The organism is Endozoicomonas sp., from assembly GCF_051008435.1.
Lineage (GTDB): Bacteria > Pseudomonadota > Gammaproteobacteria > Pseudomonadales > Endozoicomonadaceae > Endozoicomonas_A.
The window spans coordinates 1-15,104 of sequence record NZ_JBPCXO010000135.1 but is presented as its reverse complement, the minus strand read 5'-3'; the positions used below and the strand labels follow the sequence as shown (position 1 = coordinate 15,104).

General features: G+C 46.1%; 18 protein-coding genes. 15 read left to right on the top strand and 3 right to left on the bottom strand.

The genetic code is table 11. The annotated features are described in order from the left end of the window. Positions 1–391: 391 nt before the first annotated feature. The 11 genes from ACR2PX_RS06220 to ACR2PX_RS06170 all read left to right on the top strand — a co-directional run bounded on the left by ACR2PX_RS06220 (position 392) and on the right by ACR2PX_RS06170 (position 8,091). Positions 392–703: a hypothetical protein gene (locus ACR2PX_RS06220; protein ID WP_433998495.1), complete on the top strand. Its 312-nt coding sequence runs from the start codon at positions 392–394 to the stop codon at positions 701–703. Then, complete coding sequence (locus ACR2PX_RS06215) at positions 700–999, top strand: hypothetical protein (RefSeq protein WP_433998494.1); 300 nt, start codon at positions 700–702, stop codon at positions 997–999. Before ACR2PX_RS06220 ends, ACR2PX_RS06215 begins: the two co-directional genes overlap by 4 nt. A gap of 138 nt (positions 1,000–1,137) precedes the next feature. Then, complete coding sequence (locus tag ACR2PX_RS06210; RefSeq protein ID WP_433998493.1) at positions 1,138–1,692, top strand: cytochrome b; 555 nt, start codon at positions 1,138–1,140, stop codon at positions 1,690–1,692. 5 nt (positions 1,693–1,697) lie between these two features. Beyond that, the gene (locus ACR2PX_RS06205; protein ID WP_433998492.1) at positions 1,698–2,282 is read left to right on the top strand and encodes a YceI family protein; all 585 of its coding nucleotides are present in this window, start codon (positions 1,698–1,700) and stop codon (positions 2,280–2,282) included. 203 nt (positions 2,283–2,485) lie between these two features. Continuing rightward, a complete protein-coding gene (locus ACR2PX_RS06200) occupies positions 2,486–4,144 on the top strand; it encodes a hypothetical protein (protein WP_433998491.1) in 1,659 nt (552 codons plus the stop codon). Positions 4,145–4,298: 154 nt separating this feature from the next. Then, on the top strand, positions 4,299–4,751 hold the full coding sequence (locus tag ACR2PX_RS06195; RefSeq protein ID WP_433998490.1) for a hypothetical protein: 453 nt from the start codon (positions 4,299–4,301) through the stop codon (positions 4,749–4,751). Positions 4,752–5,019: 268 nt separating this feature from the next. After that, complete coding sequence (locus ACR2PX_RS06190) at positions 5,020–6,240, top strand: NAD(P)/FAD-dependent oxidoreductase (RefSeq protein ID WP_433998489.1); 1,221 nt, start codon at positions 5,020–5,022, stop codon at positions 6,238–6,240. Positions 6,241–6,365: 125 nt separating this feature from the next. Beyond that, positions 6,366–6,899: a hypothetical protein gene (locus tag ACR2PX_RS06185; protein WP_433998488.1), complete on the top strand. Its 534-nt coding sequence runs from the start codon at positions 6,366–6,368 to the stop codon at positions 6,897–6,899. Positions 6,900–6,907: 8 nt separating this feature from the next. After that, complete coding sequence (locus ACR2PX_RS06180; RefSeq protein WP_433998487.1) at positions 6,908–7,222, top strand: hypothetical protein; 315 nt, start codon at positions 6,908–6,910, stop codon at positions 7,220–7,222. Positions 7,223–7,293: 71 nt separating this feature from the next. Beyond that, on the top strand, positions 7,294–7,713 hold the full coding sequence (locus ACR2PX_RS06175; protein WP_433998486.1) for a hypothetical protein: 420 nt from the start codon (positions 7,294–7,296) through the stop codon (positions 7,711–7,713). A 57-nt stretch (positions 7,714–7,770) separates the two neighbouring features. Beyond that, positions 7,771–8,091 carry a 2Fe-2S iron-sulfur cluster-binding protein gene (locus tag ACR2PX_RS06170; RefSeq protein WP_433998485.1) on the top strand — a complete coding sequence of 107 codons (321 nt, stop codon included), beginning with the start codon at positions 7,771–7,773 and terminating at the stop codon, positions 8,089–8,091. A gap of 61 nt (positions 8,092–8,152) precedes the next feature. Here the strand turns inward: ACR2PX_RS06170 and ACR2PX_RS06165 are convergent, their stop codons facing one another. Together ACR2PX_RS06165 and ACR2PX_RS06160 are read right to left on the bottom strand one after the other, a co-directional pair. Then, positions 8,153–9,757, bottom strand: coding sequence for a GMC family oxidoreductase (locus ACR2PX_RS06165; protein ID WP_433998484.1), 1,605 nt, complete (start codon positions 9,755–9,757; stop codon positions 8,153–8,155). A 50-nt stretch (positions 9,758–9,807) separates the two neighbouring features. Further along, entirely contained in the window at positions 9,808–11,592 is a 1,785-nt protein-coding gene (locus ACR2PX_RS06160; protein WP_433998483.1) for an alkyl/aryl-sulfatase, read from the bottom strand. Positions 11,593–11,717: 125 nt separating this feature from the next. Between ACR2PX_RS06160 and ACR2PX_RS06155 the strand changes: the two genes are divergently transcribed. From ACR2PX_RS06155 to ACR2PX_RS06140, 4 genes are all read left to right on the top strand, one after another. After that, complete coding sequence (locus ACR2PX_RS06155) at positions 11,718–12,638, top strand: LysR family transcriptional regulator (protein ID WP_433998482.1); 921 nt, start codon at positions 11,718–11,720, stop codon at positions 12,636–12,638. A gap of 113 nt (positions 12,639–12,751) precedes the next feature. Beyond that, complete coding sequence (locus ACR2PX_RS06150; protein ID WP_433998496.1) at positions 12,752–13,312, top strand: LysE family transporter; 561 nt, start codon at positions 12,752–12,754, stop codon at positions 13,310–13,312. Positions 13,313–13,465: 153 nt separating this feature from the next. Further along, positions 13,466–13,636 carry a helix-turn-helix transcriptional regulator gene (locus tag ACR2PX_RS06145; protein ID WP_433998481.1) on the top strand — a complete coding sequence of 57 codons (171 nt, stop codon included), beginning with the start codon at positions 13,466–13,468 and terminating at the stop codon, positions 13,634–13,636. Between the two features lie 206 nt (positions 13,637–13,842). Then, a complete protein-coding gene (locus ACR2PX_RS06140) occupies positions 13,843–14,178 on the top strand; it encodes a hypothetical protein (RefSeq protein WP_433998480.1) in 336 nt (111 codons plus the stop codon). A 76-nt stretch (positions 14,179–14,254) separates the two neighbouring features. Here the strand turns inward: ACR2PX_RS06140 and ACR2PX_RS06135 are convergent, their stop codons facing one another. Beyond that, complete coding sequence (locus tag ACR2PX_RS06135) at positions 14,255–14,698, bottom strand: pentapeptide repeat-containing protein (protein ID WP_433998479.1); 444 nt, start codon at positions 14,696–14,698, stop codon at positions 14,255–14,257. Positions 14,699–15,104: the final 406 nt, after the last annotated feature.

Sequence of the window (15,104 nt, the reverse complement as noted above, 5' to 3'; positions counted from 1 at the left end):
CAGTCAGATGGCCGCTTTAAGAGTCACCCTTCGGGCCAGAACGAGAGCTTCCATGACTGCGTTGTGATCACTTGAAAGATCCAGATATTACTGCGTTATCACGCCTTGCCACGAAAGCTCTCGCTCTCGCTCTGGCTGAATGCGACCAACAAATGGGTTTCGAGTAGTAGGCCCCTTCATAATTCAGACCAGTTATGAAGGGGCCCGCACGCCTTATCTGCTTATAGCAGAAATAAATAAAATCGATTGATCTGAACATTTACCCAGAGCCCTTTCAGTCTCTATGCTTCAGCGTTTTTTAAGCCCTTTTGGGAAAGTACGCTCATTGATATTGAGAACAAAGCCAAGCACTATCTTCAGCCATTGAAGTTGAAACTTTCAGTCCTTACCTATGTTGGATAAAAGTAACCTGCACACCGAAATTAGCCGAATGCTGCCCTCTCTGACACTGGGAGAATGCCTGGACATTCGATCCTATAAACGCAACCGCATCATTGTGATCTGCAGGGAAGAAGTGAACCGCTATCTGTTGATCGAGAACGGCTTTTCCCAGCAAACGATGGAAGGCAGTGAAGCCTACATTCTCAAAGCTCTTAAGAAAGCCTTCAAGAAAGAATTCCCCCGCAGTAACAAGCTCAGAGTTTATAAAGAAGGCGTTACCGATCCCTATGCTCTCAGTACTTTAAAACGTAAAACACTATGATCCCAATCAATGGCTCAATTCCCAGAGTACTGAAAGATATCCAGATCCTTTCTCCTGGCAATGGACTGAGTATCCTCAGCTATAAAAAGGATCGGGGCTTGTATATTGACGCCCTTTCCGAGAACTGCTTCATGATTACGGAGTTTGGCTACTTCAATCAGGAATGGGAAGTGGAGTACGCCCTGCTTAAAAAACAGCTAAAGCGTATCTTCAAAAGGGAGTTTCCCCGATCGAGATTCATTTATTTGAAGCCCCGTGGAAAAAAGCCAGATACAGACCAGCAAGAACTGTTTTAGCGATTAATTTCCCATCCTTAAACAGCGACCCATCGATTTTTTAGATCTATATCCCACAATATTTCTGATTTTATTCGAAATTATGATGCTTTAGGCTTCTCACATAAGATTTCTCACATAAGATAGAGGAGCGACGGTATGGCCGCCTGGAAAAATAATCACTCGAGCTATGGAAGCATCAGTATCATCATTCACTGGGTCAGTGCTCTGGCAGTCTTTTCCCTGTTTGGCATCGGGCTTTATATGATGTCACTGTCGTACTATGATCCACTCTATCGAACACTTCCCTGGTGGCATAAAAGTTTCGGAATCACTCTGTTTGCCCTGACGGCTTTCAGATTGTTATGGAAATGGCTAAACCCTGCTCCCAAACCTCTACCCAATCACAGCAAGACAACCACTCTGATGGCAAAATTGGGCCACTATCTCATCTATTTTTTGCTGTTTGGGATTATGATCAGCGGCTATCTCATCAGTACTGCTGATGGACGCAGCATTTCTGTTTTTGACTGGTTTGAAGTCCCGGCATTGATTACAGGAATAGAAGGACAGGAAGATCTGGCCGGAGAAGTTCACTTCTACCTGGCCTGGACTCTGGTGATTGTGGCTGCAGGACATGGTCTTGCCGCTATCAAACACCACCTGATTGATAAAGACGACACATTGAAGCGAATGATAACAAGCACGGAGTAATAACCTTGAACGCACTTAAAAAAATACTGGCAGCTTCTGCTCTTTCAGCAGCCGCCATGGGCCTGTCTGTACCTGCCATGGCCGCTGATTACGCAATTGATACCAAAGGGGCTCACGCCTTTATTAATTTCAAAATCAGTCATCTTGGCTACAGCTGGCTGCATGGTAATTTTGAAGACTTTAATGGCAGTTTCACTTTTGATGAGAAAGACCCATCCAAATCCAAAGTGGATGTCACCATCAAAACAGCTTCTGTAGACAGCAGTCACGCTGAGCGAGACAAGCACTTGCGTGGCAGCGACTTCCTGAATGTCAGTAAATTTCCTGAAGCCCGTTTCGTGAGCACCCGCATTGAATCCACTGACGGCGAGAATGCCAAGATTTATGGTGACTTCACTCTGAAAGGGATTACCAAAGAAATCGTCATTGATGCGGTCAAGATTGGTGAAGGCAAAGATCCATGGGGTGGCTACCGCGCAGGGTTCAGCGGGACCACCACACTCGCTATGAAAGATTTCAAAATGATGGATCTGGGACCTGCGTCTTCCACCATCTATCTGACTCTTGAAGTTGAAGGTATCCGTCAGTAATACCGTAAAGCCGGGTCGCCCGGCTTTTTTATTCCCATAATTTATTGAAAACAAATAACTTTCCACTTCTTGATAACTGCAGATTGATACTACCCTCCCCCTTGATTCCCTGATCTTGTTTGATTCCAGTGAACTCTGGTGTAGCTGGATAGTCTATTTTTCTATGATTTGATGTCTGAATCACCGGAAATGAGGGTATTCAATTGAAAGCTTTATTAACGTCCGCAGGTCTGAGTGCACTGCTTCTGTATGGAGGCATGAGCTACTCTGCGGTTCCAGATGCCTATATGCACGCCCTGGCTACAGGTCCTGCCAATAAACAGCTGGTTATCCGACTACCCATGAATATCCTGAAGGATTCGGTGGTACCAGAGCAGAATGGCAAGCTCAGGGGACAAACAGCCACAAATGACAATCCCAATGCTTTAGGAAGTGCCTATGACTGGGAAGTGATTGGACAGTTCGATGAAGTCTGCCCATATAATGATCCAGGCAAGGTTGGAACCGATAAAAAAGGCACTAAGAACAATAAAAATGAAAAAAGGCCAAAGCTTCAGAGCCTTTTGGTTCTAAAAGATGGCAGCCTCGTTTATACCTGTGAGCGCTCCAATGTCATTATCAAGCACCCAAACCGGGGCTCAGTAAAGACATCCTTCCAAACCCCGGAAGTTAACATTGCCCTTAAAAGTCTGCTCACCAATGGGTTTGATAAAGAGTCAGATAAGAACAATCCAAAAGAGAAAGAAAACTACAACAACGAATACGGCATTTCTCTGGCCTACAACCCAAGTCACAATCTGATTTATGTTGGCTTTGAAGACCAGGTCTATATTCTGGACTTGGAGGAAATGCAGCGTTCTTCCACACAGGAAAATTATTTTTACCCTCTGCAGCTCAATAAACAAAACCTGAAGGTAGAAGCGGGTGTCTCCATCATCACTCTGGCTCTCAATCATTATGCTGGACAACCTCTCTATCTCTTTGCCAGTTCAGCCACCAAAGATGAAAGATTCGCCCCGACTCCGGTCAAAATGATCAGCCTGAGTGCAGATGGTAAGCATGCCGAACGCATTGATGACGCCCCTTTTGCCAAAGCACTGCAGTTTGCCAGTCTTGATTGGGAAGCCAATGGAACGCCAACGGGTAAAGGGTTAAAAGCAGATGTCACCTACCTCGCGGCTGAGACGTTGCTCGATGTGAATAGCACACTGGTTGCTCACCTGCATCATAATCACATCGGAGTATTCCATGACCCCTATGTTGTCAGTGCCAATGTTGAAGAATGGATAAAAAATCTGGGTGGTGCAAACAAATTGTCACAGGCCAATTTTGGCCCGGACCAATACAATAAACTGTTTGCAAACTCAAGTCAGGACCAGCTTAAACCGCCAGTGCTTCCTCTTCACAGCCAGATTACTCGCATCGTGAATTTCGTCTATACCGAGACTGCAAACATGAGGCCTAACTACTACAGCGTGTATAGCCGAATTGTTAGTCCGTTAATTGAGAAAGGTAAGAGCTCGCCTAAGAGCAACCTTAACAATGACGTCATGTCAGTCTACAACGGGTATGTCTATTCAATCCCATGGAGAGACGATGTTGGCCTGAAAGTCATGACCCACCCACTTAGACGGCAAAAAGGCTGGAACGCAGGTAACCAGCCTCCCGAAGAATGGTCTGAAGCCTCTGAGCTGCCTGATATGCTGATATTCCAGCGAGGCGAAAAGCCTCCTATTACCAAAGAAGACGGGGTTTATCAGATTAATGACAGGCAATACAGCAAAAAAGGCCCCTTCCCTTCCTGGTGGCCAGGTGGATCATACTGGTCAGCGGTCTATATCAGTCCTGTTACAGATCAGTAACGACTCCTGAGCCCTTATGATATGATCCATGCTAATGGCTATTTGCTAGTGGCATGGATCCTATCAATCCAAAAGCCAAACTCGTGTCATACCCTGAATAACGGGCTGTATTTCCATAGCAGATAGAAGAAAAACACTGTCGTAGAATAAAAATATGATCTGGATTGTCGCACTCATTATTCTGGTTATTCTTGGTAACTTCATCTGGCTGCTGCCTCCCAGATCGGAAAGGCGTCGCATGAAGCTCAGAAACAAGGCAATCATGTCTGGTCTTACCTGTCGGGAGATCAAAGATGAAGACCTTTTACCTGAGACGGCTGACTACGAGCAGGGTCCCTGGTTAGAGTACTCCATAGTGTCTCTCACCGAGGAAGATGACCCCGTCATTGTCCTGGAAAAATCAACCAGTGGAGATTGGCCAGATAACGCCAAGGCTCGTCCTGAAGCGCTCTCAAAATTACCCTCTTCTGCTGTCAGAATAACGTTCAGAACCAGTTGTATTGCTGTACTCTGGAATGAAGAAGGTGAACTGGAAGATGTTCAGAGCATCATGGAGTTTCTGGAGAGTGTTGCCGTGACTGAAGCAAAGCCCCAACCTCAGGCATAGCGACCCTTTGTTACCACTTCAGCTACAAAATATCCTGTAAAACAACGCCAAACCGGAAATGCAGCTCATCAAAAAACTGAACATAGTTTCAGAGTCTGGAGCGCTGCATTTTCATGGTAAGTCGTGCCTTTCGACATTTTTCGGGTTAAGGTACTGTACTTAAACAACCCGGTACAAAAGAATTTTTTCCTCTCTCACCGCGATGAAAAAATTTCACAATAATAAAACGAAAACATCCACCGCAAGGAAATCAGTTCAGGATCCCCTTATGAGTGAAGTCTGTGTCATCATTGGTGCCAGCCATGCCGCTGCGCAGCTTTCAGCCAGCCTGAGAACCGAAGGTTGGGAAGGCGAAATTCTGGTCATTGGCGATGAAGCCTATTTTCCCTATCACCGCCCCCCTCTCTCAAAAACGTTTCTTTCCGGTGAAAAAACCATTGAGCAAATCCAGATTCGACCCGCCGCTTTCTACGAAAAGCAGAATATCCAGTTCAAGTTAAATACCCGGATAGAAGCCATTGACCGGGAAAAAAAATCCCTGACACTCAGCTCTGGTGAAACACTTCAATACGATAAGCTGGCCCTATGTACGGGTTCTCGCCCCAGAATACTGACTCTGGAAGGAAGCCAGCTACCCGGCGTGCATTACCTCAGAACTGCTGCGGACATTGAAGGCATTCAGTCCGATATTGCTCCAGGAAAAAAAGCAGTAATCGTGGGTGGTGGATATATTGGTCTGGAAACCGCTGCTGCGTTGAGAAAGCTGGGTCTTGAAGTCACCGTTTTGGAAATGATGGACCGTGTTTTACAACGGGTAACGGCTCCGGAGATTTCGGCTTTTTATCATCGAGTTCACACAGAGGAAGGTGTGGACATCAAAACGGGTACCGCCATTAGAGCCATTGAAGGTAATGGAAAAGTTGAAGGTGTTATTCTAGATGACCAAAGTCGTCTTGATGCTGACCTGGTCATTATTGGTGCAGGAATTCTTCCTAATGTGGAGCTTGCTGAAAAAGCAGGCCTGGAAGTGGATAACGGTATCCTGGTGGATGAGCTGGCAAAAACCTCAGATCCCGACATTGTTGCGGCCGGAGACTGCACCAACTTCCCGAACCCCCTCTTTGGCAAGAGAATGCGCCTGGAGTCAGTGCCGAATGCGATGGAGCAATCCAGGAGTGCTGCTGCGTCTATCTGCGGTAAAGAAAAGGTCTATGCCGCTCAGCCCTGGTTCTGGTCCGACCAGTACGATACGAAACTGCAGATTGCCGGCCTTAGTGAGGGCTATGATCAGGTGGTCATTCGGGGTGACTATGAACAGAGCAGAAGTTTTGTTGCCTGGTACCTGAAAGACGGAAAGCTGTTAGCGGCAGATTGCGTGAATCGAGGCAAGGAATTCATGACTGCCAAAAAACTGATTCAATCCGGAGTCGAGGTGGATGCCACTAAACTCGCTGACGACTCTATTGATCCCAAAGAGTTACTGCCGTAAACAGCCCTGAGTCATTCTTGGCATAACAGTCTTGAGCGATGAAAAGAGCGCAGCCCCTACAAAGCAAGGCTCTCCATCATAACATCCTGTCAGGGCTAGCATACATATAGCAAAGGAGTGAGATAATGAGTCGTGAGATAGAACATTTCAGAACTGTTGAGGATCTCACTCAAAAAATAAACGAACTCATAGACGAATTGAGAGATAAAAAGAATAGCAATGAGCTTGGTGTTATGTTTCGTGTAGTTATACCTCCGAATGAACCAACTTTATATAAAGAAGGTAGTCAAGGCCCTTATCAATTAGTAGAAGGTGTGAGAGTTTGTGACTATAAGTTTGAGAAAGCCACTGGCTTAGAATGGGTCATTCCTGACCCCAATGCCGGTTTATCCTTTTCAAAAACTGGATCGCATTTAAAAAACACACGAAAAATGCTCAGTCGTCATGCCAAGGGTTACAATTCACCGGGTCCAGCCAATGTTGCATGGTGGATTCTTAGTAATTTCCCAGTTCCGAATGGGCTAGAATTCAAGCAAGACTCTAAAAACAAACATCATTACTTCTTAGCCGCAACACAAAAAACGCACGTAAGCAAACTTGTTGAAAAGCTACGATGGATATCCAAGCGAATGAACATTATGATTGATGAGACATTTTAGGAGGTAAGATGCTCGACTTTACTGGAAGTGATAAAAAAGCTCAAGATATTATGATTCATTATGCAAATGAATTAAAAAACGAACTTGCTTTAAAGCTTGCAAAAGGTGATTTAAGCATTTCGAGAAAAGATCAGGCAGAAGATATTTCGCTATTTTTCTGGAAGATGTTTGATAAATCTGCTGAAGATAAAGAAAAGAAAATAATTATTCTTGGAGAAAGTGATCTTCAATTTTGGATGGAACGTTTAATGAATATTATTAGTGGTCATCTAGCCAATAATGGCTTTGAACAAGAGTGGGAAAAAATCAGCGATCACGTTTAAAGCCCTACTAAGTAATTCCAGGTGACGCCTACAGTTCAACAGAGCCAAGCGTTAAACATAAAGGAGTAGACATGCAAAAAGTAGTACTGGTAAAAAGCTATTTCATACCTACCGGTAAAGAAGTTACAAAAAAGATTCCTACGGGAGAAACAAAAAAAGGATTGCTCGGTGGAACTAAAGACGTTTATCGCAAAGAAGCTCAGTGGGAACAAACGGGTTACTCTGATTGCATCATAGATTCCGAAAGATTAGCCATCGACCTTCAACAAACTATTGAATCGCTCAGTCGAGATGGATTTCTGGTTAAATCCATAACCCCTGTTACTTCTGGTGACTATTCATATAAATTTCAATCTCAAGGTGTTTCAAGCTCAAAACGAATATTGAGTGAAACCGAAAAAGTGTCTGGTGGCGCCAGCTTTGGGTATGGGTACGGATATTCGTACACTGATAGCTTGATAGTGCTTGCAGAAAAAAAGTTTAACAAATAGTTCCAAGTGCCGCTGCAAGCGACACCCCTGAGCCAAACGACAGAATGAGGATATCGAATGCCAATCATCAATTATGTCACCCATGACGGTAATCAGTTTGAAGCTGACGTCGAGGTCGGTAAAACAGTCATGGAAGGAGCTGCAGAGAATATGATCGACGGTATTCTCGCAGAATGTGGAGGCGCTTGTTCCTGCGCGACCTGTCATTGTTATGTTGATGAGAAGTGGGTTCACCTAACCGGTGCTGCCGATGGCATTGAACGTGAAATGCTTGAAATCGTCCCGGAGCCCAAAGAAACCAGCCGCTTAAGCTGCCAGATGACCGTTACCGCCGAAATGGATGGTCTGGTTGTCCATCTACCCGCATCGCAATACTGAACCCGTGTGGGCTTAATAGCCTGAGCACCTTTAACTCAGGCTATTCTCCTTTTATCGCTCTTCAGGAGGCATCCTGCAAAGCCCATTCCGCCGCCCGCTCGGCAATCATCACACAAGCCGCATTAGTATTGCCTGATAGCAAGTTCGGCATGATGGAAGCATCAGCCACTCTCAGCTTATTGATACCATGAACTTTCAGCCTTGAAGAAACGACCGAATCAGAATCAGTACCCATTTTGCAGGTGCCTACCGGGTGGTAAACGCTGACTGCATGAGAGCGAACATAGTCCAGAATTTCATCATCACTCTGTACTTGTCTGCCAGGCAGGCTTTCTCCTTTAATATGTTCTGCTACCGGTTGCTGGGCATAGATTTTCCGTTGCCATTTCACCGCTTCTATCATGGTCTTGCAGTCATGTTCCGTACTCAGGTAATTAGCTCTGATTTCCGGATGGCTCGACGGATCACTATTAATAATATTCACTGAGCCCCGGCTCTCCGGTCTTAACTGGCAGGCCGTTGATATAATGGCTGGAGCTTTCAACGGCACCACCTGACCTTTGTCATTAGTCGTACCGGCAGCCGGGGCAAAGTGAATTTGGATATCAGGACGAGCCTGATCGGGTGTACTTTTTAAAAAGGCCAGGCTGTGAGCCGCAGCCATGGAGAGAAATCCCTGCCTTTTCGTGGCATAGCGAAACAATTCGCGGAGAAAGTTCAGAGGTTTCAAGTTGTCATTAGCCGTACCGATAGACCCGACATCTTTCACCACATCAACAGTCAAATGATCCTGAAGATTCTGTCCCACCCCATTGAGAGCATGCTTAACCGGGACACCGGCTTGTTTCAAAACAGATTCAGGACCAATACCAGACAACTGTAGTATTTGAGGACTATTAATCGCTCCAGCACTCAAAATCACTTCCTTACTGGCAAAAAACTTCAGACTCTGACCTTTCCGGGTACAACGAATTCCCTGTACTTCATGTCCTTTCAGTTCCAGAGCGTCGACCTGAACCCGGGTCAGCACTGTCAGATTTTTTCTGTTCAGAACCGGCGTCAAAAAACTTCTGGAACAGCTGGCTCTGCGACCTTTTTCATCAATATTAAATTGGGCAGGACCAGCACCTTCCTGTTTTTCACCGTTAAAATCGTTATTCTCAGGCAGCCCGGCTTTCACAGCAGACTGGCAGTAAAGTTCTGTCAGAGGGTGATGGAAAGTACCGTCCCTGACAGAAAGCCCCCCTTCTGTTCCATGAAAAGCTGATCGGCCACGACTGTTTTTCTCACTGAGCTTGAAGTAAGGCAAAACTTCGTCGTAAGACCAGCCAGAACAGCTTTCATTCCACACATCAAAGTCTTCTTTCTGGCCCCTGATGTAAATCATGCCATTAATAGCACTGCATCCACCCAGCACCTTTCCTCTTGACCAGGATATACGACGATTATTCAGTTGAGCTTCTGGCTGAGTATGATATCCCCAGTTCAGGGAAGAGATGGACATTGCCTGAGTGAACCCCAGGGGCAGGTGAATCATCGGATTCGAGTCCTTGCCACCCGCTTCCACCAGCAGCACCTGGAAACGCCCACAGGCACTGAGACGATTGGCCAGTACGCAGCCGGCACTGCCTCCTCCCACTACGATAAAGTCATACTGCTGCTGCATACTCACCCCACTCTTCAATCAACGCTCAACTCAATCAATATCAACCGTACTCAGTGCAAACTCACCGGGATCTGGTCCCAGGGAATCGCCTGGTCAAAGCCAGCAAAGAATTGAGCTGCCGCTTTCTGATCACCACTGACGCTCAGTGCTTTTACAGCCACCAGCTGATCAACAGTTCTCATGCCTAAAGTCAGCCCCAGCAAGGGTCTCTTGGCTGCTTTTACGGTGAAGTCGACTTTCTCAGGCAACTGATTGTGGAACTGCACGACACCTCTCCTTAGTTCCAGTGCATACTTTTCACCGGATGGCAGTTCAAAGGCTCCTGTAATCTCCAGATCAGCCGTTTTTACTGGATCGACCCGGACAGCCATGTGTTGCAATACCACACTGGCAGGCATAGCAGCCATTACACCACTGGAGCGGGTATTGAGAGGCCTTGGGGCCTTACCTTCCATTTCCAGAGCTGAGCTCAAGTAGAAGTTTCTCCAGTTCACATTGATCTGGTCAAACGCCAATGGTCGGAATGCCTTAGCCTTCAACTGACGCGCAGTCATATCTTCTCTGTCCAAAGTGATCAGGTAGCTAGTCACCTCTGCAGCCCAACGGAAATCACCGTCATCGAGAGCTTTCTCAGCATTCTTCAAAACGGCATCTCTTCCGCCCATGGCTTGGACGTAACGTTTTGCTCTCTCCTGCGGTGGCAAGGGATCTAATGTTGCCGGATCACCGTTAAACCAGCCAAGGTACTGGTTGTATATAGCTCTCACTGAGTGCTTAACCGTGCCATAGAATTCCTGAAGGTCAGGATTACTAAGAAGGTGAGGAGGTAACCGGTCAATCACCGTGACGATTTCATCAGGCGTGTAACCTTTGTTGATATAACGAACCGTCTGATCGTGAACATATTGAATGGCATCGCGATAGGCCGTCAGTGTATTGGCAACATTCTCTTTGCCTATAATGGCCCGGCCATGGCTGCGAACCAGGATTTCAGCCGGATATTTTCTCAGCTGATCAATAGATCTCACCCATTCGACTGGATCGCGCATTACATCGCCTCGAATGGTATAGATATTCGGAAAGCTCTCACCCTGCAATACTTCGGCAGCATGCAGTACTTTTTTCTCAGGGAACCAGAGCGCTATTTCATCCTTAGCCTCACTGGGCACATGAACCATTTCCACTTTCATCCCGGCAATGGTTTCTACACGACGTTCGTCAACCAAGTCAGTGGGAGGAAGAAAGCGGGTTTCACCGGTCAATAAGGCAGGTCCAATCCCGGTATTAACGACACCTTCCGGACCTTTATCCAGATAGTTGCCGTACATAAAGAATGCCCGACTGGCGGTTATAGGTACCAGCATACCGGCCTGTTGAGACAGGTTTTTAGTCAGATCCTTGTGAGCAAAGATACGAACCTTGCCGGAAACAGCATCTTCCGGGTTAATAAAGCCGGGTCCGCCATTGATATGGTCGCCGTGATGATGGGTGTAAACCAGAGCTTTAACAGGAGCGTCGGTTATTTTTCGAAACTCTTCCATTACCTGTTTGGCTGAGCCTACGGTACTCAGGACATCAACGATGATGACTCCGTCTTTGCCTTCGATCATGACACTATTAGCGATGTCATAACCAATCGCTTTATAAACACCTTCTGCAATTTTATCGACCCGCTGCTCCATCGTTTGGGAATGGGCGGTCAGCTTGGGGTGGACAGTTTTACTGGGCTTATCGTAGGCCAGGTTCTCAGCAGAGAGTGAACCGGCATAGACAGCCATGAGCGCATATAATGAGGATGCCAATAGACAACCAACAACAGCTTTGAACTTCTTCATTATTCTTATTAGCTCCGCGCTATGTGTGAGCCGAGTCTATCATCGTGAATCTTGTTTTTGGGTTCGATAAAAGGAACAATGAGTTCCAAAATTAGAACAAGCATTAATGGGTCAGCTATCGCTACATGAAGTATCTCAACGCCACCGCAATATTCCAGAAAGTCGCTCAGTTGGGCAGTTTTTCCCAGGCAGCCAGTGCCCTGGGCATAGCCAAATCGTCCGTCAGCAGAGCGATTGTCCAGCTGGAAAAAGAATGTGGAGTAGCCCTGCTCTACAGAAACTCCAGACGATTCAGTCTGACAGAAGAAGGGGCAAGATTACTTAGCCACTGTGAAGTGATTGTGTCGGAATATGAAACCGCTATGGCGGAGATCAACGAGGTTGCCAATCAAGCCAGAGGTCTTGTCAGAGTCAGCATACCCACAGCCATTGGCCAGACGATGATTGCTCCGGAGCTGCCTGGATTTCTTGCCCGACATCCAGAACTTTCCGTCGATATGGATCTCAGTCACACCTCCATCAGCCAACTGGAAAACGGGATAGACCTGGCCATTATTTTTGGCACACTACCCGACAGTGGCATGGTGGCTACCAAGCTGGCTGAAATTTCCGTGATCACCTGTGCCTCTCCTGACTATCTTGCCCATAAAGGCACTCCTGTCCATCCCGAAGACTTGATGAATCATGAATTGCTTCTGATGAATTTGCCTAATGTTCAAAAGCAGAGTCACTGGCTCTTTCAGGATGGAAAAGGTGAAAACCACTTGGTCCCCGTTTCTGGAAACTTGACTCTGAACGACACCATCGCCTTAAAAAATGTCATGCTCAATCACGGGGGTATTGTTGCCTTACCACCTTATGTCATTGCTGATGATCTGGCCCAGGGCCAAGTCGTCAGGGTACTGGCAGACTATGACTTACCAAAAACCCCACTTTTCGCGGTTTTTCATGATAGAGCCCGAACGCCACCAAAAGTTCGGATGTTTTTGAACTTCATCAAAGAGCAGATTTATCGATCATTGATCAGTCCTCAGGAACTGTCATAATCGGGCCTATTCATTGTTTCAATCCACCAGCAGTAGAGCACTCATGGATTATGTAGAAGCAGCGGTTCAGATAGCCCTGATCTGGACCATGGCCGTTATGACACGCCAATGTCATCCTCACTATGAACACAGCACTGACCGGTAACCGACGGCAGGCAAGTTCCGCTGCTTTTGGAGTGGCTGCAGCAGTTTTGCTTTGGAGTCTTCTTGGGGCGACAGGTTTGCTGGTGATACTCAAAGCGTTCCCCTGGCTTCAGACTTCTCTGAAAGTCCTGGGCGGCTGCTATCTGCTCTGGCTTGGAGTGACCAAGATTATCTCAACCCGTAAGAATGCTTCTGCCAAAGTTCTCTTTGAAAAAGGCCATCAGGTTCGTGAGCTTGATGGTAAAAAACTTTTTATCCTGTCCTTTGTCACCAGCCTGCTGAATCCGAAAACCGGACTCTTCGTGATCAGTCTCTTCTCTGTCGTCATCAAAGGCAGTGTCACCTGGCCTTTTGTCTTTATGGCCATGTCGATCATGGGTCTGATTACCCTGATCTGGCATCTCTTCCTTTCCTTTGCTTTTTCCAGAAGCAGTGCCCAGAAGGCTTATCAGAAAGTATCCCGTATTTTTGATTATTTTACGGGTGGGTTATTCACCCTTTTCGGGGCCAAGATGCTGGCGTCCAGTTAAGCCTGATCAAAAATTTACCAGACTGTTAATCTGGTGTTTAGGCTTCGCCGGGCATAATTGTGACGCTTATCCTAAAACGGATATCAACGCTATTTCATAGAAAACAAAGCAGAGCATCCCCCTTTATTGTCCGGCTCTGCAAGGTAGTCACAGATGTCAGACAAACTGCTATCCCTTCCCCAGGTTCTAAACCGGGTTTCGAGAAGATCAACCAAGGAAAAGGATTTTCCAAGACCTGTCAGGTTACCCTTCAGCAACAATGCTGACTGGTTTAAATCTGATATTGAAGGCTGGCTGGTAAAGCAAATACCCATAGCAAAATAAACAAAATACTGAAGATTCCCTTGAGAGGGTACCAACACCCTCTCAACCGCAGTAAAAACCTCCTACGCTCTCGACAACCTGCTTTCCTTCGCGGTATATCTACTCACTTTGGCTAAACGGGAATCTAGTCTGTAGACGGCAAGTTCTTACAGCCTTACCCTCTTATAGTCGGCATGATGGGACAATCAAACTTGGGAGGCGACACCATGCTGATGACAATTCAAAACCTGCTCAACCAATCACCGGAATGGATGGCGCTTCTGGTCCTGATTGCAGCTATTCTGCCTCTGATTCTGTTGCCTGTCGTTTTTCTCGGTCTTTTAGGGGCCCGGCAAAAGCAAAAAGTCAGAACCTATCTTCGCTTCCTGTATCTCTTTCTGCCCTGGCTGCCTTTTGCTGCACTGGCAGGTCTTTACATGATGAGTGTTGCCAATATCGCTCTGGGCGTGACCACCGGTCTGGCATTCATTGCTGTGCGTCTTTACTTTGTTTTTGCCAATGCCAGCAATAATGGACTCAATGCGAGCCTGAGAGCCGCCTGACCAAAAGAGATGACAGGAAACCTGATATCGCCTCGCATCAGGCGCAGCCTTTTGGAGGTCGCTCTGCATGCGCTTGTTATTTTTTTGCCTGTGACTTTTCATAGTGTTCGATTAAATCTGTTAGCAAATACCCGAATACCTTCATACCTGATATGTTGGCATCAGTTATTTCTGCATTACTTAAGTTTATGTCACGAAAAAATGTGTGGCTTAAATTGATATTTATAAATTTCGCACCACGTAAATTGGTATTCGAGAACTCAGTGTTTGCTAGATTGATATCGTCGAATTTCGAATCTGATAAGTTTTGATCAATGAAAACCCTGGTAGTCGGCTCAGTATCAAAATTTGATGGTTCTACTTGAAACGTTGCCGCAATTGCCTGTTTTGATTCCAAGGAGCACACACCCTCGTTCTCGATCCTTTGAATTGTTCTAAGGCTTAAGCCTGATGCTGCAGCCAATTTTTCCTGTGACCAAGATTTACTAATACGTAACTGTTTTATTTTGTCGCTGTCCACGAAGTGTTCCATTCTATTTCCCATTTATTCAGTTACTCCAATATTAACCTTGAACATGAAACAGATGCTACGTCATCGGTGCGGCAAAATACGACAGTTTTACGACAGCGATTCATGCGCAAAAACATAACAGTGAGATGATCTATCACTGATATCAGAAACAATGGCATGGACAGCCTGGCCTTACGAGCAAGCTCAAAATATTCCAACAGGACACATCAAGCCTTACTGACTCTTCGCTCGTAGAGAGTAAATGATTCAGCCCTTACTTCTTTGACAGTAACTATTCAGCACCCCCTGCTGGAAATGGGTGGTGCTGAAATGCTTACCGCACAAGGGGTAGAAAAAGCTGTCTGATCGTTTAGCTTTCTGAAAAAGGAGTTTTTGACGAAAAATGCACCTAAAA

Coding starts and splice junctions, on each gene's coding strand:
- ACR2PX_RS06175 (WP_433998486.1), top strand. CDS start 7,294: ATGCAAAAAGTAGTACTGGTAAAAAGCTATTTCATACCTACCGGTAAA.
- ACR2PX_RS06180 (WP_433998487.1), top strand. CDS start 6,908: ATGCTCGACTTTACTGGAAGTGATAAAAAAGCTCAAGATATTATGATT.
- ACR2PX_RS06220 (WP_433998495.1), top strand. CDS start 392: ATGTTGGATAAAAGTAACCTGCACACCGAAATTAGCCGAATGCTGCCC.
- ACR2PX_RS06210 (WP_433998493.1), top strand. CDS start 1,138: ATGGCCGCCTGGAAAAATAATCACTCGAGCTATGGAAGCATCAGTATC.
- ACR2PX_RS06185 (WP_433998488.1), top strand. CDS start 6,366: ATGAGTCGTGAGATAGAACATTTCAGAACTGTTGAGGATCTCACTCAA.
- ACR2PX_RS06190 (WP_433998489.1), top strand. CDS start 5,020: ATGAGTGAAGTCTGTGTCATCATTGGTGCCAGCCATGCCGCTGCGCAG.
- ACR2PX_RS06140 (WP_433998480.1), top strand. CDS start 13,843: ATGCTGATGACAATTCAAAACCTGCTCAACCAATCACCGGAATGGATG.
- ACR2PX_RS06195 (WP_433998490.1), top strand. CDS start 4,299: ATGATCTGGATTGTCGCACTCATTATTCTGGTTATTCTTGGTAACTTC.
- ACR2PX_RS06165 (WP_433998484.1), bottom strand. CDS start 9,757: ATGCAGCAGCAGTATGACTTTATCGTAGTGGGAGGAGGCAGTGCCGGC.
- ACR2PX_RS06170 (WP_433998485.1), top strand. CDS start 7,771: ATGCCAATCATCAATTATGTCACCCATGACGGTAATCAGTTTGAAGCT.
- ACR2PX_RS06215 (WP_433998494.1), top strand. CDS start 700: ATGATCCCAATCAATGGCTCAATTCCCAGAGTACTGAAAGATATCCAG.
- ACR2PX_RS06155 (WP_433998482.1), top strand. CDS start 11,718: ATGAAGTATCTCAACGCCACCGCAATATTCCAGAAAGTCGCTCAGTTG.
- ACR2PX_RS06145 (WP_433998481.1), top strand. CDS start 13,466: ATGTCAGACAAACTGCTATCCCTTCCCCAGGTTCTAAACCGGGTTTCG.
- ACR2PX_RS06160 (WP_433998483.1), bottom strand. CDS start 11,592: ATGAAGAAGTTCAAAGCTGTTGTTGGTTGTCTATTGGCATCCTCATTA.